The sequence below is a fragment of the Cyanobacterium aponinum PCC 10605 genome, from assembly GCF_000317675.1.
Classification (GTDB): Bacteria; Cyanobacteriota; Cyanobacteriia; order Cyanobacteriales; family Cyanobacteriaceae; genus PCC-10605.
In genome coordinates, this window is record NC_019776.1 from 39547 (window position 1) to 60495 (window position 20949).

The following is a 20949-nucleotide window of genomic DNA, read 5'->3' on the forward strand; positions in this document are numbered from 1 at the left end:
TTCGGGATAAATTTTCATTTATGAGTGATGGCGAAAAGGGCAATTAGTGAATAGTGAATAGTTGATAATTAAAAACTCCGTTCACGATTGAAAGGAATGTACAAGCACAGCGAACTTTCATTTACCACTAATACCCTAACATCCCAAGCCTCTACTTCTCCCCTTCTCCCCTTAAAAAGGGAGACATAGAGGGGTTTCTCCTGTTTCTTACTTTCACCAGACAATTTTATATCGAACTCAGGTTAAGTACGTAACGTCAGTTATTATCAAAAAAGCAATAGACTAGGATGAAAATTAAAAATTTATCTTTTACTATTTAAGAATTCCCTGTTGCCTGTTAGTAGATGCGAATTTGCCTACCTTAACTAATAATTTACACAACAAGAACTAAGAAAGCTATATTTCTTAAGTGACAGTGAAAGATTTGACAATAGTTTTAAAACGATTTTCCACATTTTCCCAGCGAGATTCGGTAGTAGAGATATTAAAAGTATAAAGTTTTCCATTTTTTGTCACCACACTAGCTAGATTATGACGATATTGATTGTCTCCTAATTTAACCTTATACTCTAATAGATAGTAGTCTTCTAAATTTTGTTCTCTTTTCTCAGCAGAAATTAATTCAGCTTCTCTTTGATTATTGGTGTCTTGATTTACTATTTGCATAAAACGATAGCCTACATCAGTGGGGCTACCTAAATCAGACAAATCCATATTTTTATTAACATCACTGATAATTACGGATAAATTTTCACTCCGTTCGATAAAATCTCGAAAAACTACATCAACCCCTTCTGAAGCCTCTTTAACGTCAACAGCCATCCAACCATTAGGATATAAGAATTTATAACCATCTGCACCATCAACGTAAGGATTTAAGCCACCAGTGGGAGAAACACAAGCGGAAAGAGTTACTGTAAGAATAATAACGATAAAAGTTGCGATCGACTTTAACATAGCTAAGATGTTTAATATTTTTACTCGCTTATTATCCCATTTTTGTAGAGAATAATCAAAATTCCTGAAACTGAAGAGTATTAATTTTATTTGAGTTCCCCTCCCGAAGGAAGGGGGGAATAGGGAACGGTTTCACCCATTACCCATCACCCATTGCCCATTGACTTCTAATATAGCTAATAATTGACCTATATTTCAATAGTTTATAAGTTTTTCTTAGTATTGCTACTTACTTACGGCTGTGTGCTTGAATTTCATCAATGGTAAAAATACTTGCAAAACTCAAACCGTGAGATTGATACAATTCTCGTCCCCCAGAAAGACGATCTACTAAAGAAATGACCTGATTTACTTTATAACCCGCATCTGTTAATCTTTCCACGGCTAACATTGCCGATTTTCCTGTCGTCACCACATCTTCTAATACCGTGACTAATGCCCCTTGTTTTAAGGTCGGTCCTTCAATATAAGCCTTTGTTCCATGGCCTTTGGCTTCTTTACGAATAATTAAGGCGGGGATTGGTTTATTTTCGTAAGCAGAAACAACACTTACCGCCGAAACCATTGGATCTGCTCCCAGAGTTAAACCTGCGATCGCATCTGTGTCATCAGACAACATACTAAAAATTAATTTTCCCACCAGTAAAGCCCCCTCTGCCCTGAGCGTCACCTGCTTGCCATTGAGATAAAAACTACTTTTTTGCCCCGAAGATAAAGTAAAATCCCCTTCCTGATAAGCATATTCCACTAATAAATTTAATAATTGTTGGCGCCAAGCAGAGTTATTATTTTCCATAAATATTTTTCAAAATAGATAAGAATAGATCCGTTACAATTAAAGCAACATAGATTTTACCAAATATAAACTTATGTTATCAAAATTCTCTCGTTTTCTAACTATTGCCGCTCTTACTACTTTAACTTGTGTGATTACCCATCCTAGTTCTGCTCAACCTGAAACCTCAGAAATGGGGGAAGAAATTGAAATTGTAACTGTCCCACTCACCATTAACCAACTTGTTAATGAAGCATTTTGGGAAAACAGTGGTGATTTTTTCGAACAAGCCAGTATGGGCGGACAACTAAATACTATTTTTGGTTGGCGTAAATTCCCTCAAGGTTCATATCCCGAAAATAATATTACGGAAGATGGTTTGCTTCTGTACGCTATTTTAAGTGACTATTTTCGTCAGCTTCAAGAAAGAGAACCTATTATTAGAACTAGAGACTTAGCGAACCCTTTTGATACCTCTCTAAGAGAAAATCCTCAATATCAATAAACAATCACAAACATCTCAAAAATCCAGTTTTGTCCGCAGTTATAGAACGAAATTCAGTTAATGAAAAACCCTCGAAACTGGATAATATTTTTATCAACATTTAGTAGCAATATTGAGAAGCCCACGCTTACAGGAAGTGAAGCGATGGGAGTAGTCACTAACTTATCCAGGGTACAGGAGTTGAACCTGTCTAGGGCGAATTATGAGTTCGCTGCCTCAACCGCTCGGCCAACCCTGGTCACTTAGGGCTTAATTTTTGCCCTTTATTATTATAAAATATATAATCCCTTATTTGTCAAATTACTTTTATTAAAAATCTTTATTTTTATATGGGAATCATGTCCAATTCCACGATCTTAGCTAGTAGTTTAGTCATTCTTAGCAGTTTAACCATTGGTGTTGCTAGTGGTTTGATTTCATTTTATGTCGGCAGTGAATCCCTTAAAAGTGTTAATACTCCCCCTGAAAATCCTACTCAGAAAATTAACGAACAAGAAAAAGAAGTTCAAGACAATAAAAAATTCTCTATTATTCCTGAACAAAAAATTCTTGTTAAGGTTTATGACTACGTTCACAAACAGCAAGAGGCGAGTAAAGTGAAACAATCTCAGAGTAATTCAAATCCTCAATAATTTATTTATGGGTATAGACGAAAATCATAACTGTGGTTTCTTTTTTGGGGATGTCCAAGGAGTTGGCATCAGTTTTTAATGAGATTATTTGCCATTTTTCTTTTGATCGTAATCAATGCTTTTTTTGTCACCGCAGAATTTGCGATTGTTTCTGTGCGAAAATCAAGGATTGATCATTTAGTCATGGAAGGGGATATTCAAGCCTCTACAGTCCAGTCTCTACAAAAAAGTCTTGATAAACTACTTTCTAGCACTCAATTAGGTATCACCCTTTCTAGTTTGGCTTTGGGATGGATCGGAGAAGGTACGATCGCACTTTCTGTGCAGTATGCTATTTCTTCTTTGCCTGTTTCGGAAAATATTTCTACTACCCTAAGTCATTCTTTTGCCATTCCTATTTCTTTCTTTTTATTAGTTTACTTACAAATAGTATTGGGAGAATTGTGTCCTAAATCCTTAGCTTTACTATATCCCGAACAATTAGCCCGTTTTCTTGCCCCTCCTATTAGCGTTATCAGCACTATTTTTAAACCTTTTATTGATATTCTTAATCTTTCCACTCGATTTTTATTAAAACTTATTGGAGTTGAATACACAGGGCAAGGGTGGTACAAACAAGTTACCCCTGAAGAATTGCAATTAATTATTAGTACGGAAAGAGATTCTTCTGGTTTAGAAGCCGAAGAAAGAGAATTATTAAGCAATGTCTTTGAATTTGGAGATGTGGAAGCATCAGAAATTATGACTCCTAGAGTTAATATTAAAGCCCTTAATCTCCATTTAACTTGTAGAGAATTATTTCAAGAAATAGTCAAAACAAAGCATTCTTTTTATCCCGTCATTGGAGATTCTCTGGATGATATTCGAGGAGTTATTGATTTTAAAGATTGTCTTTCCATTTTAAATGAAGATCCTATTAACTTAGATATACTCCTAGAAGATTTTATTAAACCTGTACGTTTTTTACCTGAATCAACTCTATTGAGTGAATTACTCGCTATAATGCAACAATCACGATCAAAATTAGTCATCATCGTCGATGAATATGGCGGCACTTCTGGATTAGTCACAATGCAGGACTTAATTAACGAAATTTTAGGGGGTGATGATAGTGAATATACTGAAGACCAATTTAGTATTACAGTAATTGACGAGCAGAACTTTCTCGTATCTGCCCAAATAAACTTAGAAGAATTGAATGACTTATTAGATTTTGATTTACCTCTAACAGACGACTATCAAACCTTAGGAGGATTTCTTGTCTATAATTGGCAGAAAATACCCAAGCAATACGAAGTATTTAACTATGATCATTTTCAATTCACCGTCATAGATACAGATGGTCCTCGTATCAACAAAATAAAAATCACCTTGAAAGAACAATAATCAAATAGTAGCGGGTTGATTAACTTTCTTTAGATACGGAGCGAAAAAGAGAAAATCAAAAATGTAAGAGAATGAGAAAAAATAATTACTCATTACTCATTCCTAATTGCTAATTGAAATAACTTTTACTGGTTATTTTGAGAATCAGATCTAGTCTCTGTGGTATCATTATCATCGGATTTAGAATTATTACGGTTAAACCCTTTATTATTACGAGAAGAATACCGAGAAAACTTCTTCCTAAATTGTCTTGCATAAGCCTTATTACGCTCTGCTTTTTCTTTTTTGGGATTGCGACGTTTAGACATTCATTACCTCATCTATAAAAAATACAAAATGCCCTCGAATACTCACAAGTAAGAGACTAACTCACCTCAGTAACCGAAAGCATTAACAAAAATAAGTTGATAAACTCTTGTTTGATTTGTTCAAACAATTAAGTTAGAAGCGCTGAGAAAAGCGTTCTTTTCTTTGACCACCACCACGATTGAAAGAATCTCTTTTTTCACGGGGCTTAGCTTTGTTTACTCTGAGTTCCCGTTTCATCCATTCCGCTCCATCGAGAGCATCGATCGCACTTTCTTCTTGATTATCGTTTTCCATTTCCACAAAGGCAAAGCCTCTCATACGACCAGTTTCACGGTCTGTGGGAATGTGAACACGGCTAACAGTTCCATACTCGGCAAAAACTTCCATCAGATCTTCCGATGTAACCTCGTAGGGGAGATTTCCTACATATATTGACATAGCTTGAATGATTCTTTTTTAATTGAACTTTGTAGAGAGCGAAGATCTGGGAAATAAGTCTGCCAATACTTTAATAGTCGATTCTATCAATACTAAAAACAAACGTTGTCACTAAATCTTTATTCTCGAGTTTAATTATAGCATCTTTTTTTCCAAACACATAACCCTCTTGCACAAAAAAAATAAAATCACAAAATTTTTCCCATTCAACTTAGGTTGTTTTTTTGCTACCAGAAATCCCCTGTTTTCCTCGCTACAAACTCAATTCACCCACAAAGACTACATCCATTAAACTCTCGGATAGCTTTAATGAAAATAAAACTAAATATTTCTTAAAATTAAATATTTTCCTACAACTAACACCTGATACCTTTTTATCTTTATCTCGAATTCAGTTAGGTGGAATGTTAACTCAAATTAGTGTTAGGTAAGCAAACTTTTGTTCCCCCTAAACCACAATAACCATTAGGATTTTTAGCAAGATACTGTTGATGATAACCTTCGGCAAAGTAAAACTCTGGGGCATCAATAATTTCTGTGGTTATTTCTGTATAACCTGCTTTACTTAATTCTTCCTGATATAAGGCTTTTGATTTTTCTGCTAAGGCTTTTTGTGTATCAGAAAAAGTATAAATACCCGAACGATACTGAGTACCTTTATCATTGCCCTGACGCATTCCCTGAGTAGGATCATGATTTTCCCAAAATACTTTTAACAGAGTCTCATAACTGATAATTTTAGGATCGTAAACCACTAAAACTACCTCATTATGACCAGTTAAGCCGCTACACACTTCTTCATAAGTAGGATTAGGAGTTAAACCAGCACTATAACCCACCGCAGTGATAAAAATACCTTTTTCTAACTGCCAAAATTTCCTTTCAGCCCCCCAGAAACAACCCATCCCAAACATCGCTTTTTCCATAGTTTCAGGATAAGGCGGTTTCATCGGATTACCATTAACATAGTGTTTACTAGGAATGGGCATCTTGTCTTTTCTGCCGGGTAATGCTTCTTCTGGGGTGGGCAGAGTTAATTTCTTATTTCCTAAGCCAAATAAAAACATAATAACTACTAAATTTTAATATTTCTTCATATTCAATTTTATACCCAAGATTTTGGGATTGAGAGTTTTTGGCTAATTGGAAATAATGTTTCTAAACAGCTAATAATTCTTGCCAATCTTTTGCCGGAGCGGACTCTGCTTGTATAATTTCTAGGATGCGATTATTCGTTTCAGGATAAAAAATGGATTCTATACAAACTTTTGCCACTTCTTGACGAGAGATTGAACCCTCAAATAAAGTATCTGCTTCACCTACAATCAAAGAGTATTGATTATCTTCATTCCTTAAACCCCCGGGACGAATAATAGTATAAGTTAAACCACTATCGATTAAATAATTTTCAGCTTGTTTTTTCCAAAAAAGTACTAAGCCGAATAAATTGAGGGGATGAAAAAAGCGAGACACACACAAAGAAGTAACAAGAATAAATTTTTCGATTTGTTTTTTCTTTGCCACGTTAATTAAATTTTTAGTTCCCTCGTAATCCACCCAATAAAAAACTGTTGGGTCTAAACTAGGGGTTGCACCGGCGGCACAAATAACAATATCGCATTCGTCCATTGCAGAAGCAAAGGAGGAGGGATTCAAAACATCTGCGATAATTAAATCCACACAGGCAGGTAAAACATCTCTAGCTTTAGCTTTATCTCTTACCATTGCCATGACGGGTATTTTTCGCTTTACTAATTCGGCAACGATTCTTCTACCTGTTTGCCCTGTTGCCCCAACAACTAATATTTTCATCGAATATATTCTTTATATTTTTCTTGATTATATTGCTTACATTCTCCTCTTGAGCAGAGTTAATCAAAGCAAAGTATTAGGCAATGCAAAAATAATTTAAGATGGGTGAAGGAAAAATTAAGATTAAGATTAACAAAAATCTCATGTCAGCGATTGTTATTTTTGATATTGATGGTGTGATTCGTGACGTTACTAATTCTTATCGTCGTGCTTTAGCGGATACGGTAGAACATTTTACGAATAATCATTATCGCCCTTCAATGGAGGATATTGATAGTTTGAAGGCGGAGGGAATTTGGAATAATGACTGGTTAGGTTCACAAGAGTTGATTTATCGTTATTTTGAGCAGATGGGGAAATCCAGAGATGAGATTAACCTTAATTATGAGGAAATTGTGGATTTTTTTCAAAGACGTTATCGAGGGCAAAATTTAGAACAACCAACAAGCTGGGATGGTTATATTTCTTCTGAGCCTCTTTTGGTGAGTAGGGAGTATTTCGAGATATTGGATAAAAATAATTTATATTGGGGCTTTTTTAGCGGTGCAACAAATGGTTCTGCCCAATATATCTTACAACGCCGCTTAGGTTTAGAGAATCCCGTGTTAGTGGCAATGGATGACGCTCCTAGTAAACCTGATCCTACTGGTTTGTTTTTAGCCGTCAATTTATTAGAAGAAAAACTTTCTCTTGATAATTCTTTACCCGTAATTTATTTAGGGGATACTGTAGCAGATATTATTACTGTTATGAAAGCAAAAGAAATAAAACCTGAAAGAGAATGGATTGCAGTGGGAGTTTTGCCTCCCCATGTTAGTAATGATAATGAGAAAGGAGATAAGTATCGTCAACAGTTAATCGATAGCGGTGCATCTTTTGTAGTTAATCAAATTACTGATTTTTATGATTTTTAAATTTCATATTCAAGAATAACGCCAATTTTGGAAGTTATCTTTTGATTTACTCATCCATAATAGTTTTTTGGCTCTAGTTATGGCTACATATAGTAATCTTAATTCTTCTGCTTGTTTTTCTTGGATGGCTTTTTCATGGGCTTGATGAAGGGATAAGGGTTCTATTTTTTTACCTAATCTTTGTTGATGGATTTCTTGTCTTAGTTGTGTGCGAATAATATCATTTAAGTCACATTTGCCCAAAAATTTAAGACTTCCGTTAATTTTTTTTTCTGAGAAAATATTTTCTTTGTCATAAAACGGTAAAAAGACATAATCCCATTCTAAACCTTTAGATTTGTGCATGGTCATAATGGTAATTTGACCTTTTTTTGTATAAATATCTTCATTCTCTGTTTCTACTCCTTCAAACCTTTCTGTATTATTAATATTAGTTAATGTCTCTATCATTGCTTTTAAGGACATTTTTCCTTGATTTTCTTTTTGGATGCGATCGCACAATTTTTGAGCAGTAGCAAGGGCTAATTGATCATAATTTAAAACAGAGCAAATAAAAGGAATTAGTTGATAGGAAGATAATTCAATACTGGCTTGGAGAAATTTGAGGCAAAATTTTCGAGCTTTTTCCTGCTCAGGAGTTAGGGCATCATCTAAAGGTGTTGGATATAAAAATTTTTCAGGATAGATACTTAATTGATCAAAATCTTGGTTACTAATAATTTCCTGTTGTGCCAAAATTTTCAAAATATTATAGACAAATTTGGAAGAATGAGGAAAAGCAATAAACTGTAAAACTCCTAGTATATCTTTCACTATATCACTGTAAGAGATGCGATCGCCTATTAGTTTTAAGGGAATATCATAGGCAGATAATCTTTTTTGTAATTCTTGAAAAATAAAACTTCCCTGCTTATTAGCTCTGACTAAAATGGCACAATTAGTATTAATTTCTTGTTCTTTTTTGTCAAATAAATGAATGATTCTTTCACTCATTAAATCTAAAACTTGCTCAAAGGTTTCAGGTTCATAAAATTCTACCCCTTTCCCCTCTGCCAAAGGATTAGAGTCTGGTTGAGAATCATTTTCTCCAACAATTTTTATCTCCTGTTTTTCAATTAAATTTGCTTCTACCTTTTCCGCCATCCAAGCCAAAGTTTCATTAGCATAGTTAATAATATTTTCATTACTTCTTCCTGCTTGTTCCATTAAAAATAATCGATTTTTTTGGCGACAATCCTCACAAAATTGATGAAAATAAAAGGGGTCTGAAGCGGTATAAGTGGAATTAATTGCTTGATTGGGGTCCCCCACCCTCACTAAATTAGGTTCGCTACAATCCTTATCTTGGGCTAAGATACTGATTAAATCACCCTGCAACGGTGTAGAGTCTTGGGCTTCATCTTCAAATACTCCTGCAATTTCTTGTTGTAGTGTTTGTCTTGCATCTTCATTATTCAGAACGTTTAATGCCCCAATAATTAAGTCATCATAGTCTATTACCTGATATTTATGAATTAGTTTTTGATATTCTTGATATAGTTCAGAGGCTACCGTGCCTAAAGGATAAATACCGGAATTATCTAAATTTGCTAGATTGTCAAGGTTATCAATATTCCAACCAGAACTTTTAAGGGTACTAATGACAGTATGAGTAAATTTGGGTAAAACTTCCGTACGCAGTACCGATTCTCTACGCAAAACTTCGCTTTCTTCATAATTAAATGACTTTTCATTTTCCCCCCTTAACAAGGCATCAAAAGCAGGAGAATGAAGAGACATCCAATTTTCCACCGTTTCTAGGATTAAGGGATGATTGCTAGACACATCGACTAAATTACTGGTTTCTAAATTTAATCCCGACAAAAAAGGATAACGATTGACAATACTTGACGCTAAAGCATGAATTGTTTGTACCATAAAACCCACAGGAGGCATCTTAAATTCTTCAGTTAAAATCGTCCTCATTTTGTCTTTAATACTAGCGGCGGCGGAACGAGTATAAGTTACGATTAATAGATAGCGATTCGGATTTAGTTTTTCTTGACAAACCAATATTGCACCGGCAACGGCTAACGAAAAAGATTTTCCTGAACCCGGCACAGCAGAGACTGCCATTTTGCCACCCTGCCATTGACTTAATTCTATTTGACCCGGACGCAGTTTTTGTCTGAATTGGGCGATTGTTTCTTCTATTCTCCTATGGTTGTTCATGCTTATCATTAGGGATTGCTAAAATTATATCAACAATCTTTCAATTAGTAATTAACTTATAACTCCTGATTTCTACTTATTATTCATTACTCATTAATTTCACTAAACACCAGTCTTTCATTTCTCGATAAATTCGGTTATGATAGAGGATGTGTCAATTTTTATTGTAAATAATTAAACAAAAGTTGAGTAAGACATCGCTTAACTATAAAAGGCTTTGGTATCCATTCCAAAGAAGCCTACATCATAATTAGGTAACAGGGACAAAGTCCCGCCTCTGATGTGATGATAGGGTTATGTCACTGTAAATAAATATATAAGTATTAATTTAAATGGCTAAAAAATCAATGATTGCACGGGAAGTAAAACGTGCTAAATTAGTGGCTAAGTATGCCCATAAAAGAGCAGAATTAAAAGAACAAATTCGCACCGCAGAAGATCCTGCAGAAAGATTCGAGTTACAACGCCAATTACAAAGATTACCTCTCAACAGTTCTCCTTATCGTCAACGTAATCGTTGTTGGGTAACTGGAAGACCTAGAGGTTATTACCGTGATTTTGGTTTATCTCGTAATGTATTGCGTGAATGGGCGCATCAAGGTTTATTACCCGGTGTGGTTAAGTCTAGTTGGTAGGTTGAGCCAACTTTAAATAAGTGGGATGAGTAGGGTGTGTTAAGGATTATATAACGCACCTTATTATCTATTCTTTTTAATTCTTATTTTCGGTTATAGTCCGATTTTCCTCCCGTTTTGCTGACTAACTTGATGTCAGTAATGGTAATAGATTTATCTATGGCTTTGAGCATATCATAAAGGGTCAAAGCGGCGATCGATACAGCCGTTAAAGCCTCCATTTCTACCCCTGTTTCTGCGTTGGTTTTGGTAGATGCAGATATTTCATAACAATAATTGTCTTGATTTAGGTGAATATCAATGGCAATTTTCTGTAACGGTAGGGGATGGCATAGAGGAATTAGAGAAGATGTTTGTTTTGCTCCCATAATACCGGCTATCTTGGCGGTAGCGATCAGATCTCCCTTGGGGTTTTTCTGTTTTAAAATAGTTTCTAAAGCAGTGGGATTTAATAACACTTTTCCTGATGCGATCGCAGTTCGAGAGGTGACGGATTTAAGAGAAACATCCACCATTTGCACCTCTCCTTGGGAATTGAGATGAGATATTTTTTGTTCTGTCATTATTATGAGTATGTAAACAGTCTGAACTGTGATTAGGGATTAAGTAAAACTTGCCCTTCAATTAATTTTTCTGCCGCCCTTAATAACTCTTCTTCAAGATAAGGCTTGGTAAAATAGGCTTTTGCCCCCAAATCAGCCGCAATTTTACGATGTTTTTCCGCTCCCCTTGATGTTACCATTGCCACAGGTAACTTAGAAAGGTTCTCATCCTGTTGCATTTTCGCCAATAGTTCTAAACCATTCATTCTCGGCATTTCAATATCACACAGTAACAAGTCACAAGGCAAGCCATTAGATATTTGTTCCCATGCGTCTTGTCCATCTCTAGCTTGTTCTACTTGATAACCTGCTTTTTTAAAGGTCATAGATAACATTTCTCGTACTACTACCGAATCATCAATAATTAAAACCATACGGGCAGATTTACCTTTTGTTTTTCCTTGAGTAACGAACCCAGAAGATCTAATATTAGGATCTGTGGCTTTATTAATCTTAACTTTGGGAACTTTACGACTACCTGCTAGTAAAACTTCACCCTTAATCATTCTTTCCGCAGAATCTAATAAATCTTTTTCCACATAAGGTTTAATTAAATAAGCCGAAGCTCCTAATTCAGCCGCAATACGTTGATGTTTTTCTGCCCCCCGAGAAGACAAAATGGCAACAGGGATATTTTCTAAAGACTCATCTTCTTGCATATGTTGAAGAAGTTCTAAACCATTCATCCTCGGCATTTCAATATCGCAGAAAACAAGATCACAAGGAAGACCCGATCGCAATTTTTGCCATGCTTCCTGTCCATCTCTAGCCTGTTCTACCCGATACCCTGATTTACTGAAACTGATAGATAACATCTCTCTAACCGTAATCGAGTCATCCACAATTAAGACTAATGGTTGATTGTTAACGGGAAGATCATAAATGGTTTCATGGTTACTAACCACATCAGGAAGATTTTGAGGTAAGTCAAGGCTTAAATTACCGTTGGCAATTTCAATTAATTCGATGACATCTCCAATAGGCATGACAATACCATCACTGCGTACCGTAGCCCCAGCAATTCCCTTCGGTTTTGGTAAAGGTCCTGATATTTGCTTGATAACAATTTCTTCCTGCCCTAAAACCTGATCTACTTGAATCGCCAAAAGGTTATTACCCCCCCTGAGAATGATAATGGGTATAGTTTCATCTTCATTATTGCTTGTGTAAATAATGCTTCGGGTAATCTGACGGTTATATCTCAAGAGAGTACTTAAGGGACGGAAAGGTAATAAATTATTTTTCCAGAGAATACATTTTTGACCTTGAGCATTAATTTTTATTTCACTAGATGTAAAATCTTTCGTATCTTCGATCGCATCCATGGGGAAAGCAATACGAGTATTATCATTAAGGCAACAAAGCGCTTTACCAACAGTAACCGTTAAAGGCAAACGAATGGTAAAAGTTGTACCCTGACCTACAACAGAATCAATACTGACAATCCCTCTAATCTCATTTAATTTACTGCGAACAATATCTAAACCAACTCCCCTTCCTGCGTGGCTGTCTGCTTTTTCCTTCGTGGTAAAACCGGCATGGAAAAGAAAGTCATAGACTTCTTGAGGCTTTAAATTTTTTGCCTGTGCAGGAGTGATTAATTTATTTTGAATTGCTTTTTTCTTAATTTTTTGAGGATCAATTCCTCCCCCATCATCCGAAACAGAAATAACCGTTTGCTGACCCTGTAAAAATGCTCTAACGGTGATTGTACCCACCGGCGGTTTACCCATTTCTTCCCTTTCTTCAGGTAATTCGATACCATGAGTGACCGAATTTTTCGTAATTTGTAAAAGAGGATCCCAAATATGTTCAAGGATCATTTTATCGATTAAAACATCTCTACCCTCTAACTTCAGTTGTACCTGTTTGTTATAACCTTCTGCTATTTTACGAATTGGTAAAGGAAGGCGATCGGCGTTTTGGGCAAAAGGAACCATGCGAGACTTATTAATTCCTTCTTGCAGTTGAGTTGTAACTTCTCTTAGGTTTCTTCCTAACTGATCTGTTTCATCCACTAGGAATTGAATATCAGAGGCTGATTCTCTTACTTTAACAATTAACTCTATAATTTCCTGAGATAGCAAATGAAAACCCGTGAAGCGATCGAGTTCTAGCTCGTCTAATTCAGGAGTTTCTAACTTAGAAGTATTTGTGTTACTATTGCTACTAATATAGGTCGATCTTCCTTCAGTCCTTGCTAACTGCGCTTTTACCGTTTCTTGATTCTTACGACGACTGTTCATTAACGCTCCTTCTAACAAACTACGCTCGTAAAGATCTTGCATTCTTGCACTGACATCACTTAAATTTTGTACCTGATACAGTAAATTATCGAGGAACTGTCTTAACTTTTCTTGGTCTTCTTCTAAGCGATTTCGCCTTACAACCATCTCCCCAATCAAGTTATTGAGATTATCTAACTGTTTTACTGGCACACGCATACTTTGTTCAAAAACTTTCGTCTGAGAACTAGATTTAGTATGGCCTTGACGGGAAGTGCGACTTTGAGGAGATTTTCCCCTGTCTTTCTCTGCTTGTGCTAATAATTGATCTAAATCATTAAACGGAGACGGTTGAGGTTGCCTTGTTTGTACTCCCGCATTAAAAGCATTATCAACAGTTCCAAACTCCGCTTCAGGCAAATCTTCAATAATATTACTTAGTTGTTGCCAATCAACTTCTTCTAAGTGACGGGGTACAGAATTAACTAAACGTTCTAATTCACTCTGTTGATCATAGTAGTTGATTTTGTTGTTGTCTAAAATTAATTCTAAATCCTGCCAAGAATCACTTTCTAACCAAGATAAATTAGATGACAAAACATTGTTTAATTCAGAAAACTCGTCATAAAAAACGATCTTGACTTCCGAAGATTTTACGGGCTGTAGAATTTGAAATGTATTTGCACTGCCCATGCTAGGGAAATCATCTTCTATTTCTAAATCATCTAAACTGTTAATAATATTTTCTAATTCTTCTTCAGGGTCATCAATAATAACAGTACTTCTTTCTGTTTCTGTGAATAATTGATCTAAATCATCTATATCAAGATTATCCTGACTAATGGTCACTTTATAATCTTCTTGCTCTACTTCTGAAGAATTATCCTCTTCTACTAAATCCGATAAATCATCGACAAACGAATCATATTCAGAGTCATCAGTATCCTCTATGGGGAAAATAGAATCTTCTTCTTCTAGTCCTAACGACTCCCATTCTAAAGAATCTTGGGCTTCTAGTTCTTCTGTCTGTTCTAGTGAAGACCATTGGTCTATACTAATATTCTCATCTTCACCTTCAAATAAACTGGTAAAAGCATCAACTTCTTCAGAAGAATCATGATTGGTGGTAAAAGATGTGTCATGAAGAAAAACAGAACTAATTTGAGGATTATCATCTGCAAAAGAATCATCTTCAAACCAGTCTTCCAGCAAATTATCGTCTTCTCCTAAATCTCCAATTCCTTCAAAAATATCTAAATCTTCTTCATTGTCATCATGTTCTGAAGGGTGACTATTTTTTTCTTCTGAACTATGGGAAACCTCAAATAAGGTTTCTTCCCACAAATCTTTGTCTAATGTGCTTTTGGTCACTGCCTGAGATGATGTAGCCGCCGCCTGTGCTTCTATTTCTTCCATGGAAGGGATTTCATCTGCAAAAACTGTTTCTACATCCATCAATCTTGCTTTTGCTTGGGGTGCTAAATCTTGTAATTCATCGCTCACACAAATAGAATTAATTTCTTGTTGAAGAAGAAGCTCACCAGCATTTTTAATTTCTTTAATAATTAATTTGGCGGTAGAGCTGTACTCATTATTTGGTCGAGAGATGGCTATTTTTGCCGTTTCCATGATTTCCACCCAGCCGAACAAATTTTGTTTTTTCCCCTGAGTTGATAGGTAGTCGCAATGATTTTTTAAAATTTCTCGATTACGACTATTATCCCCCTGTTTTAATATTTTTAACATTTCTCCTAAGCGTAGGAGAGTTTGCTTGTATAATTTTTGGGCTTGGTGGGCTTGTTCACTATTAATCATAGACCTGCTCTAATTTTCAACTCTCAAACTCAAGATTTTACATTAGTACTAAAGGCGATGGACCCATGACAAAATATTTACCACTGAAACTGTAATGTTATAACCTTGTCATTAAGTTTTTTTTAGTATAACTCAATGATAACTTTTTCTTTCTATTCATCTTCAGTTTTTGACATAAAACAATCGTGAACGCAGTTTTAATTGTTTCAATTAGTTAATTTTCAAGGCATTAACCGGTACATCATCCCAAGATTCTACGGTTATTAAGCTCACTTCCCACCCCTGTTGTTTTTGTTGAGGCGTTAATTTTGCTAACCAATCGGCATGACAATCTTGTGCGGCTTCTTTATTTTTTGTAGCGATACAGGCTTGAAGAATTCCACATCCATCTTTTTGTTGATTTACCCAAATAGTCATGATCTTTAATACGTAATTAATTACTAACAATAATAATATAGTTTACCTCGATATTTTGTAACTCCAAGACCTCTTCAGATTAAAATTAAAATAAATTTCTAGATCAAAGTGATCAATTTTTTCACTACTGCTTCTTGCCTTTCACCTTTTGCTTGAGAAAGCAAGAACTCTCGTGACTATGTATTAGAAGTTACATATATAAAATTTAGATTTGAGTTATCCTTATCTATAGAACCTCTTTTTAATCACTCTTTATCTTTAGTGAAGGAACAGTTATGATTTCATCGACTATAGCCAATAATTTACCTCAAGACCAAGAAATTTGGAACAGTTTACAAAAAGCCATTGCTAAAAGTTCTGGTTTTCAAAGATGGCAAAAAGAAAACAAGTTTGATGGCACTGTGGAAGAACAAGTCACTCAGTATTTACGTTCTACGTTAGAAACATTAGCTTATTAACATTTACTGCATCTAAAAGGAATATTACAAGAATGTTGGTGAGCAAGGGCTTTTGTTGGCAAATATCACTTATTTTTAATTTCTAATGGGGGGAGTCCTATCCCCTCCCAAGTTTTCCAGAATGACTGAGGTGCAATAAAATACCAAGCTACGCCGATGGTAGTTATCAGGGTAGCAACAGTTAGAAATCCTGATTTGATAATACTGAAAATGTTATCTCCTGTGTTGCGTTGTAGATTCCTTTGGGATTGCACTTTTCTTGAGTTTAAGTTTTTTGCATTGTTGGTCTTGCCCAATGAAGAACTAATTCCCTTTAATTTAGATGTTTTTAAGGAATTATGGGAAGATACCTGATTGTTTTCCTGAAAGGATAAGTTTTCCATAACATCTTGAACTGCTTGAGGGGTTTCATCCGCTCGAATCCACTGTTTCAACTGGGATGAACTGATGATTGCTAAATTAGTTTGTCCAATTTGATTTAACTCTCGCTTCAAATTACCGTCATTAGTGACAAAAATAACTATTTGCTCAGAATGTCTTAAAGCTAAATCATATACTGATTCTGCGATCGCAATTGATAAACGAGCTTTTTTACTAATACTTTCTCCATCTTTGGCAGTTAAAGCAGGATGAGATGACATCGTTGAGGTTATTTGCCAACCGCTATCAGGGAAAAAACGACTAAATTCCCTTGCGATTTTCTCATCTTTGGGAGTGATTGCCCTTTGAGTTAAAAAATTTAATTCCTGTAAAACAACTTCAGGTAAATAGCATTCACCTTTGTCACTAAATTTAGTCCAATCACGGGTACATCCTGATAATATTGTGGTTAGTTCAAAAACAAGTATCATAGATAAATATATATTTAATAGCTTTATTTTTTATTAATAAATCCTATACACTAACTAATGTCTATTTCTACTATACCCACTCAGGATAATTTACAAGTCGTTAATCCTTACGAGCGTACAGCTTCTGTTAGTCGTACAACAAAGGAAACTGATATTAATGTCACCGTAAATCTTGATGGCACGGGAAAATGTAATGTTAATACTGGTATTCCCTTCCTTGATCATATGCTACACCAACTTTGTTCCCATGGACTTCTTGATTTAGATATTCAAGCCACTGGAGACATTGAAATTGATGATCATCACACTAATGAAGATGTTGGTATTACTTTAGGACAAGCCATTGCCATTGCGGTGGGAAATCGTAAAGGAATCAATCGTTTCGGTCATTTTATTGCCCCTTTAGATGAATCTTTAATTCAAGTGGCTCTTGATTTTTCTGGTCGTCCTCACTTAAGCTACGGGTTAGATATTCCTACTCAAAGAGTTGGGAATTATGATACTCAATTAGTAAGAGAATTTTTCGTTGCCTTAGTCAACCATAGTCAGATAACTCTACACATTCGCCAACTAGATGGTGTTAATTCTCATCATATAATTGAAGCAACCTTTAAGGCTTTTGCCCGTGCCATGCGTATGGCTTTAGAAATTGATCCCCGCCGCATTCACGAAATACCTAGTTCTAAAGGGGTTTTATAACAATTAGTAATTAGTAATTAGCAATTAAGACAAGGCAATAGGGAAACCCCTCTGTGTCTCCCCTTAAAAGGAGAGAAGGGTAATAGGCAATGGGAATTAAAAATTAATTCACTATTCATTATTCACTATTCATTATTCACTATTCATTATTCACTATTATGGTTTCTTCTCAATCAAAACATTTATTAATTGCTTCTAGTGAGCCTTATACTGGAAAAACTGCCACAATTTTAGGTATTGCCCATCAGCTACAAAAGAAAGGAGTAAAACTAGGTTATGGTAAGCCCATTGGCACTTGCTTTAATCCTAATGATGGAATTCAAGATGAGCAAGATTTACAATTCATTAGTGAAATCCTCGGTTTGCCCCCCGAAAGAGTCAAAGCACCTTTATTATTTTTGGATGAGAAAACTATTACAGATTATCTGAAGACAATTAATGACGACTATCAAGATACATTAAAGGAATATTGTGATTCTATTGAGGGAGATTTAATTTTATTAGAGGGTGCAGGAAATTTAACTCAGGGTAAGCTATTTAATCTTTCTGTACCAGAAATAGTGGAAAAAATTTCAGCAGAAGTTTTATTAGTGGTCAAATACGATGGATTATTAATAGTTGATCAAATTCTTCATGCAAAAGACGTTTTGGGCGATCGCCTCTTAGGTGTTTTAATTAATAGTATCCCCAATGATGCCTTAGATCATATTGAAAGTGATCTGAAACCCTTTTTCCAAAGTAGAGGGATTGATATATTGGGAATGTTACCCACTGACAGACTATTACAAAGCGTTAGCGTTAGAGAATTAGTCTCCCAACTAAATGCAAGGGTATTGTGTCGAGAAAATCGCCTTGATTTAATGGTGGAAAGTTTAACGGTAGGGGCGATGAATGTTAACTCTGCTTTAGAGTATTTCCGTAAAGGACAAAATATGGCTGTAGTCACAGGAAGCGATCGCACTGACTTACAATTAGCCGCCCTAGAAAGCTCTACAAACTGCTTGATTTTAACCGGACACACCCCACCTCAACAACTCATTTTAGCAAGGGCTGAAGACCTAGAAATTCCAATTCTGATGGTAGATTGCGATACCCTTACCACAGTAGAAATCATTGATAGAGCTTTTGGCAAAGTCAGACTTCATGAGACCATTAAAGTAGAATGTATGCAGAATCTTATTGAAGAACATTTCAATGTAGATTTATTATTAAAAAAACTAGGCTAGTTGGCACTTTAAAACAGGCGTTTTGCCTGTATTTATTGGGTGTCTATTTTTAGGTTGATGAACTATTAGACTCGAAATATAACTTTGATTTTAACGGATCAGGAATCATGGTTTTGTCTCCTTCCTGCCAATCAACAGGACAAACTTCGTTATCATGAGAGTGAACGTGTTGAATGGCTTTTAGATTTCTCAACGTCTCATCTACACTGCGTCCACAAGAAAGATTATTGATGGTAATTTGTTGTATGTTACCCTCCGTATCAATAATAAACAATCCCCTAGCGGCAACCCCTGCACTTTCGTCTAAAACTTCATAGGCTTTACTAATTTCTTTCGACAAATCAGAAATTAATGGATAGTTAATATCTCCTATTCCACCCTGTTTTCTTTCTGTTTGAATCCACGCTAAATGAGCGAATTCACTATCAACAGAAACCCCTAAAATTTCTGTATTTAAACTGCTAAATTCTTCGTAACGTTCACTAAAAGCAATAATTTCTGTGGGACAAACAAAGGTAAAATCAAGGGGATAAAAAAATAAAACCACATACTTTCCGAGATAATCAGATAGTTTAACTACTTTAAATTCTTGATCAATAACGGCAGTTGCGGTAAATTCTGGTGCTTTTTGTCCTATTTTTAACATCTTTCTATAGGTATTTTTATACATTAATAGTTTTTAGGAAAATACAGGCAAGATGCCTGTTTCACGATGAAAAAAATCGTAAGTTAATTTGGATTTAAGTTATTTTGTGATTATGAAAGAAAAGCCATTGGTACAGGAATTATGAACTACGCATTTCCGCTACGCTGAGAAATGCGTTTCTGACGCTTCTTCGCCCCAATTTGCCTCATGTTTCCACACTCGGTAGAGCTTGACGACTCTGCGTCTAAAGAGGCACGTTCCATACCCCTGATGTAATTTTCGATGACCATAGCGGCAGCAGTATCACGATTAGTAGTAAATCCACAGTTTTCGCACTTATGCACCCTCTCAGATAAAGATTTTTTCTTTTGATGTCCACATTTAGGACAAGTCTGAGAGGGTTTTACTTTGCGAGTAGGAATTTCTATGTACATTCCTCCTGCTTCTGTTACCTTATAAGCAATCATGGACTTGAGTTCTCCTATCCCTACATCTAAGATAGAGCGATTAAGTCCTGTTTTTTGCTTTTTACGTTTACTACCTTTTTTAGCTTTTTTGGTCATTCCCTTGATGTTAAGTTGCTCTGTACCGATGAAGCTATTACGGCTAACGATTTCTACCGATACTTGATGATGCCAATTGTGCCGTTGACGAGCAACTTTACTTTGAATTTTACCTACGGCTTTAGCAGACTTTTTCCATCTACAAGAGGCTTTTATCCCTTTACGGGGATTTCTTTTTTTCCTAGCTTTCTTTGCAACTTTATTGATTTTTTGTTGAGATTCTTTTAAAAATCGAGGATTTTCGATAAAATTCCCCGATGAATCTGCTATAGCATCATTTACCCCAAAATCAAGCCCTATTACTCCCTTATCCGTTTGATAGCGAGTAGGGATACACTCTACCGTGATTGATGCGTACCATTTTCCTTGTTTGTACAGAATCGTACAGGTTTTAGGTTCACCCCAATCTCTAGCTTGTCCACGCATCTTAATTTCTCCTAAATTTGAGATTTTAAGCCTACCGTGCTTTCCGTTACTTAGAGCCTTCCATCCTGCTTTACAAGGATATGTCCATCCTCTGTAATGTCTAGCAGACTTGTACTTTGGATAACCCGACTTTAGTTTAAAAAATCGCTGAAAGGCAAAGTCAACACGCTTTACCGTTGCTTGGAGAGCATGAGAACCTAGCTTCTTGTATTCTATCCATACTTCTTTAAACTCAGGTAAAGAATTTTGTTGCTCAAAATAAGTCACACTTCTACCATATCGCTTATATTGCTCCCTGCGATGAGTGATACACGCATTATAGAGATCCTTGTGCAATCTCCGCCAATAGTGCATTTTCTCGTTTTGAGCTTTATTCGGATATAGTCTAAATGTAACTCTTTTTATAGCCATCTATAGTCAAAAAGTTTTGCTAAGATATTCGTTATT

Annotated in this window: 21 protein-coding genes and 1 tRNA gene; 8 read left to right on the forward strand and 14 right to left on the reverse strand. The window is 35.5% G+C overall.

Annotated features, from left to right (window positions below):
- Window positions 1-405 precede the first annotated feature (405 nt).
- Both psbP and pyrE read right to left on the reverse strand, forming a co-directional pair.
- Entirely contained in the window at window positions 406-957 is a 552-nt protein-coding gene (gene psbP, locus CYAN10605_RS00160) for a photosystem II reaction center PsbP (RefSeq protein ID WP_015217924.1), read from the reverse strand.
- Window positions 958-1186: 229 nt separating this feature from the next.
- Window positions 1187-1753, reverse strand: coding sequence for an orotate phosphoribosyltransferase (gene pyrE / locus CYAN10605_RS00165; protein ID WP_015217925.1), 567 nt, complete (start codon window positions 1751-1753; stop codon window positions 1187-1189).
- A 73-nt stretch (window positions 1754-1826) separates the two neighbouring features.
- Between pyrE and CYAN10605_RS00170 the strand changes: the two genes are divergently transcribed.
- Window positions 1827-2237, forward strand: coding sequence for a hypothetical protein (locus CYAN10605_RS00170; RefSeq protein WP_015217926.1), 411 nt, complete (start codon window positions 1827-1829; stop codon window positions 2235-2237).
- Between the two features lie 165 nt (window positions 2238-2402).
- Here CYAN10605_RS00170 and CYAN10605_RS00175 read toward each other — a convergent pair.
- Window positions 2403-2475 (reverse strand) — tRNA-Ile (locus CYAN10605_RS00175).
- Between the two features lie 100 nt (window positions 2476-2575).
- On the opposite strand from CYAN10605_RS00175, the gene CYAN10605_RS00180 reads away from it, so the two are divergent.
- A complete protein-coding gene (locus CYAN10605_RS00180; protein ID WP_241212787.1) occupies window positions 2576-2869 on the forward strand; it encodes a hypothetical protein in 294 nt (97 codons plus the stop codon).
- 78 nt (window positions 2870-2947) lie between these two features.
- A complete protein-coding gene (locus CYAN10605_RS00185) occupies window positions 2948-4255 on the forward strand; it encodes a hemolysin family protein (RefSeq protein ID WP_015217928.1) in 1308 nt (435 codons plus the stop codon).
- 125 nt (window positions 4256-4380) lie between these two features.
- Here the strand turns inward: CYAN10605_RS00185 and CYAN10605_RS00190 are convergent, their stop codons facing one another.
- The 4 genes from CYAN10605_RS00190 to CYAN10605_RS00205 all read right to left on the reverse strand — a co-directional run bounded on the left by CYAN10605_RS00190 (window position 4381) and on the right by CYAN10605_RS00205 (window position 6814).
- A complete protein-coding gene (locus CYAN10605_RS00190; protein WP_015217929.1) occupies window positions 4381-4563 on the reverse strand; it encodes an Asl3888 family RNA-binding protein in 183 nt (60 codons plus the stop codon).
- A 133-nt stretch (window positions 4564-4696) separates the two neighbouring features.
- On the reverse strand, window positions 4697-5002 hold the full coding sequence (rbp, locus tag CYAN10605_RS00195) for an RNA-binding regulator (protein ID WP_015217930.1): 306 nt from the start codon (window positions 5000-5002) through the stop codon (window positions 4697-4699).
- 407 nt (window positions 5003-5409) lie between these two features.
- Entirely contained in the window at window positions 5410-6069 is a 660-nt protein-coding gene (msrA, locus tag CYAN10605_RS00200; protein WP_015217931.1) for a peptide-methionine (S)-S-oxide reductase MsrA, read from the reverse strand.
- Window positions 6070-6160: 91 nt separating this feature from the next.
- Window positions 6161-6814, reverse strand: a complete 654-nt coding sequence (locus tag CYAN10605_RS00205) for an SDR family oxidoreductase (protein WP_015217932.1) — start codon at window positions 6812-6814, stop codon at window positions 6161-6163.
- A 143-nt stretch (window positions 6815-6957) separates the two neighbouring features.
- Here CYAN10605_RS00205 and CYAN10605_RS00210 point away from each other — a divergent pair, with 143 nt between their 5' ends.
- On the forward strand, window positions 6958-7728 hold the full coding sequence (locus tag CYAN10605_RS00210) for a TIGR01548 family HAD-type hydrolase (RefSeq protein ID WP_041922573.1): 771 nt from the start codon (window positions 6958-6960) through the stop codon (window positions 7726-7728).
- A gap of 9 nt (window positions 7729-7737) precedes the next feature.
- Here CYAN10605_RS00210 and CYAN10605_RS00215 read toward each other — a convergent pair whose 3' ends face one another.
- Window positions 7738-9939, reverse strand: a complete 2202-nt coding sequence (locus CYAN10605_RS00215) for an ATP-dependent helicase (RefSeq protein ID WP_015217934.1) — start codon at window positions 9937-9939, stop codon at window positions 7738-7740.
- Window positions 9940-10271: 332 nt separating this feature from the next.
- On the opposite strand from CYAN10605_RS00215, the gene rpsN reads away from it, so the two are divergent.
- Window positions 10272-10574, forward strand: a complete 303-nt coding sequence (rpsN, locus tag CYAN10605_RS00220) for a 30S ribosomal protein S14 (protein ID WP_041922381.1) — start codon at window positions 10272-10274, stop codon at window positions 10572-10574.
- Between the two features lie 83 nt (window positions 10575-10657).
- Here rpsN and moaC read toward each other — a convergent pair whose 3' ends face one another.
- The 3 genes from moaC to CYAN10605_RS00235 all read right to left on the reverse strand — a co-directional run bounded on the left by moaC (window position 10658) and on the right by CYAN10605_RS00235 (window position 15633).
- Window positions 10658-11137: a cyclic pyranopterin monophosphate synthase MoaC gene (gene moaC, locus CYAN10605_RS00225; RefSeq protein WP_015217936.1), complete on the reverse strand. Its 480-nt coding sequence runs from the start codon at window positions 11135-11137 to the stop codon at window positions 10658-10660.
- Window positions 11138-11169: 32 nt separating this feature from the next.
- Complete coding sequence (locus CYAN10605_RS00230) at window positions 11170-15216, reverse strand: hybrid sensor histidine kinase/response regulator (protein WP_015217937.1); 4047 nt, start codon at window positions 15214-15216, stop codon at window positions 11170-11172.
- A gap of 210 nt (window positions 15217-15426) precedes the next feature.
- Window positions 15427-15633, reverse strand: a complete 207-nt coding sequence (locus CYAN10605_RS00235) for a hypothetical protein (protein WP_015217938.1) — start codon at window positions 15631-15633, stop codon at window positions 15427-15429.
- A 275-nt stretch (window positions 15634-15908) separates the two neighbouring features.
- Here CYAN10605_RS00235 and CYAN10605_RS00240 point away from each other — a divergent pair, with 275 nt between their 5' ends.
- Window positions 15909-16091, forward strand: a complete 183-nt coding sequence (locus CYAN10605_RS00240) for a hypothetical protein (protein WP_015217939.1) — start codon at window positions 15909-15911, stop codon at window positions 16089-16091.
- Between the two features lie 65 nt (window positions 16092-16156).
- On the opposite strand, the gene CYAN10605_RS00245 is transcribed toward CYAN10605_RS00240, so the two are convergent.
- Window positions 16157-16942 carry a PIN domain-containing protein gene (locus CYAN10605_RS00245; RefSeq protein ID WP_015217940.1) on the reverse strand — a complete coding sequence of 262 codons (786 nt, stop codon included), beginning with the start codon at window positions 16940-16942 and terminating at the stop codon, window positions 16157-16159.
- Window positions 16943-16999: 57 nt separating this feature from the next.
- Between CYAN10605_RS00245 and hisB the strand changes: the two genes are divergently transcribed.
- Window positions 17000-17641 carry an imidazoleglycerol-phosphate dehydratase HisB gene (hisB, locus tag CYAN10605_RS00250; protein WP_015217941.1) on the forward strand — a complete coding sequence of 214 codons (642 nt, stop codon included), beginning with the start codon at window positions 17000-17002 and terminating at the stop codon, window positions 17639-17641.
- A gap of 158 nt (window positions 17642-17799) precedes the next feature.
- Window positions 17800-18867, forward strand: coding sequence for a phosphotransacetylase family protein (locus tag CYAN10605_RS00255; RefSeq protein WP_015217942.1), 1068 nt, complete (start codon window positions 17800-17802; stop codon window positions 18865-18867).
- 49 nt (window positions 18868-18916) lie between these two features.
- Here the strand turns inward: CYAN10605_RS00255 and CYAN10605_RS00260 are convergent, their stop codons facing one another.
- Together CYAN10605_RS00260 and CYAN10605_RS00265 are read right to left on the reverse strand one after the other, a co-directional pair.
- Window positions 18917-19513, reverse strand: coding sequence for a peroxiredoxin (locus CYAN10605_RS00260; protein ID WP_015217943.1), 597 nt, complete (start codon window positions 19511-19513; stop codon window positions 18917-18919).
- Between the two features lie 146 nt (window positions 19514-19659).
- Window positions 19660-20913, reverse strand: coding sequence for an RNA-guided endonuclease InsQ/TnpB family protein (locus CYAN10605_RS00265; protein WP_015217944.1), 1254 nt, complete (start codon window positions 20911-20913; stop codon window positions 19660-19662).
- Window positions 20914-20949 lie beyond the last annotated feature (36 nt).

Bases quoted from the DNA above. Each gene is read 5' to 3' on its own strand.
- psbP (WP_015217924.1), bottom strand. From the start codon at position 957: ATGTTAAAGTCGATCGCAACTTTTATCGTTATTATTCTTACAGTAACT.
- pyrE (WP_015217925.1), bottom strand. From the start codon at position 1,753: ATGGAAAATAATAACTCTGCTTGGCGCCAACAATTATTAAATTTATTA.
- CYAN10605_RS00170 (WP_015217926.1), top strand. From the start codon at position 1,827: ATGTTATCAAAATTCTCTCGTTTTCTAACTATTGCCGCTCTTACTACT.
- CYAN10605_RS00180 (WP_241212787.1), top strand. From the start codon at position 2,576: ATGTCCAATTCCACGATCTTAGCTAGTAGTTTAGTCATTCTTAGCAGT.
- CYAN10605_RS00185 (WP_015217928.1), top strand. From the start codon at position 2,948: ATGAGATTATTTGCCATTTTTCTTTTGATCGTAATCAATGCTTTTTTT.
- CYAN10605_RS00190 (WP_015217929.1), bottom strand. From the start codon at position 4,563: ATGTCTAAACGTCGCAATCCCAAAAAAGAAAAAGCAGAGCGTAATAAG.
- rbp (WP_015217930.1), bottom strand. From the start codon at position 5,002: ATGTCAATATATGTAGGAAATCTCCCCTACGAGGTTACATCGGAAGAT.
- msrA (WP_015217931.1), bottom strand. From the start codon at position 6,069: ATGTTTTTATTTGGCTTAGGAAATAAGAAATTAACTCTGCCCACCCCA.
- CYAN10605_RS00205 (WP_015217932.1), bottom strand. From the start codon at position 6,814: ATGAAAATATTAGTTGTTGGGGCAACAGGGCAAACAGGTAGAAGAATC.
- CYAN10605_RS00210 (WP_041922573.1), top strand. From the start codon at position 6,958: ATGTCAGCGATTGTTATTTTTGATATTGATGGTGTGATTCGTGACGTT.
- CYAN10605_RS00215 (WP_015217934.1), bottom strand. From the start codon at position 9,939: ATGAACAACCATAGGAGAATAGAAGAAACAATCGCCCAATTCAGACAA.
- rpsN (WP_041922381.1), top strand. From the start codon at position 10,272: ATGGCTAAAAAATCAATGATTGCACGGGAAGTAAAACGTGCTAAATTA.
- moaC (WP_015217936.1), bottom strand. From the start codon at position 11,137: ATGACAGAACAAAAAATATCTCATCTCAATTCCCAAGGAGAGGTGCAA.
- CYAN10605_RS00230 (WP_015217937.1), bottom strand. From the start codon at position 15,216: ATGATTAATAGTGAACAAGCCCACCAAGCCCAAAAATTATACAAGCAA.
- CYAN10605_RS00235 (WP_015217938.1), bottom strand. From the start codon at position 15,633: ATGACTATTTGGGTAAATCAACAAAAAGATGGATGTGGAATTCTTCAA.
- CYAN10605_RS00240 (WP_015217939.1), top strand. From the start codon at position 15,909: ATGATTTCATCGACTATAGCCAATAATTTACCTCAAGACCAAGAAATT.
- CYAN10605_RS00245 (WP_015217940.1), bottom strand. From the start codon at position 16,942: ATGATACTTGTTTTTGAACTAACCACAATATTATCAGGATGTACCCGT.
- hisB (WP_015217941.1), top strand. From the start codon at position 17,000: ATGTCTATTTCTACTATACCCACTCAGGATAATTTACAAGTCGTTAAT.
- CYAN10605_RS00255 (WP_015217942.1), top strand. From the start codon at position 17,800: ATGGTTTCTTCTCAATCAAAACATTTATTAATTGCTTCTAGTGAGCCT.
- CYAN10605_RS00260 (WP_015217943.1), bottom strand. From the start codon at position 19,513: ATGTTAAAAATAGGACAAAAAGCACCAGAATTTACCGCAACTGCCGTT.
- CYAN10605_RS00265 (WP_015217944.1), bottom strand. From the start codon at position 20,913: ATGGCTATAAAAAGAGTTACATTTAGACTATATCCGAATAAAGCTCAA.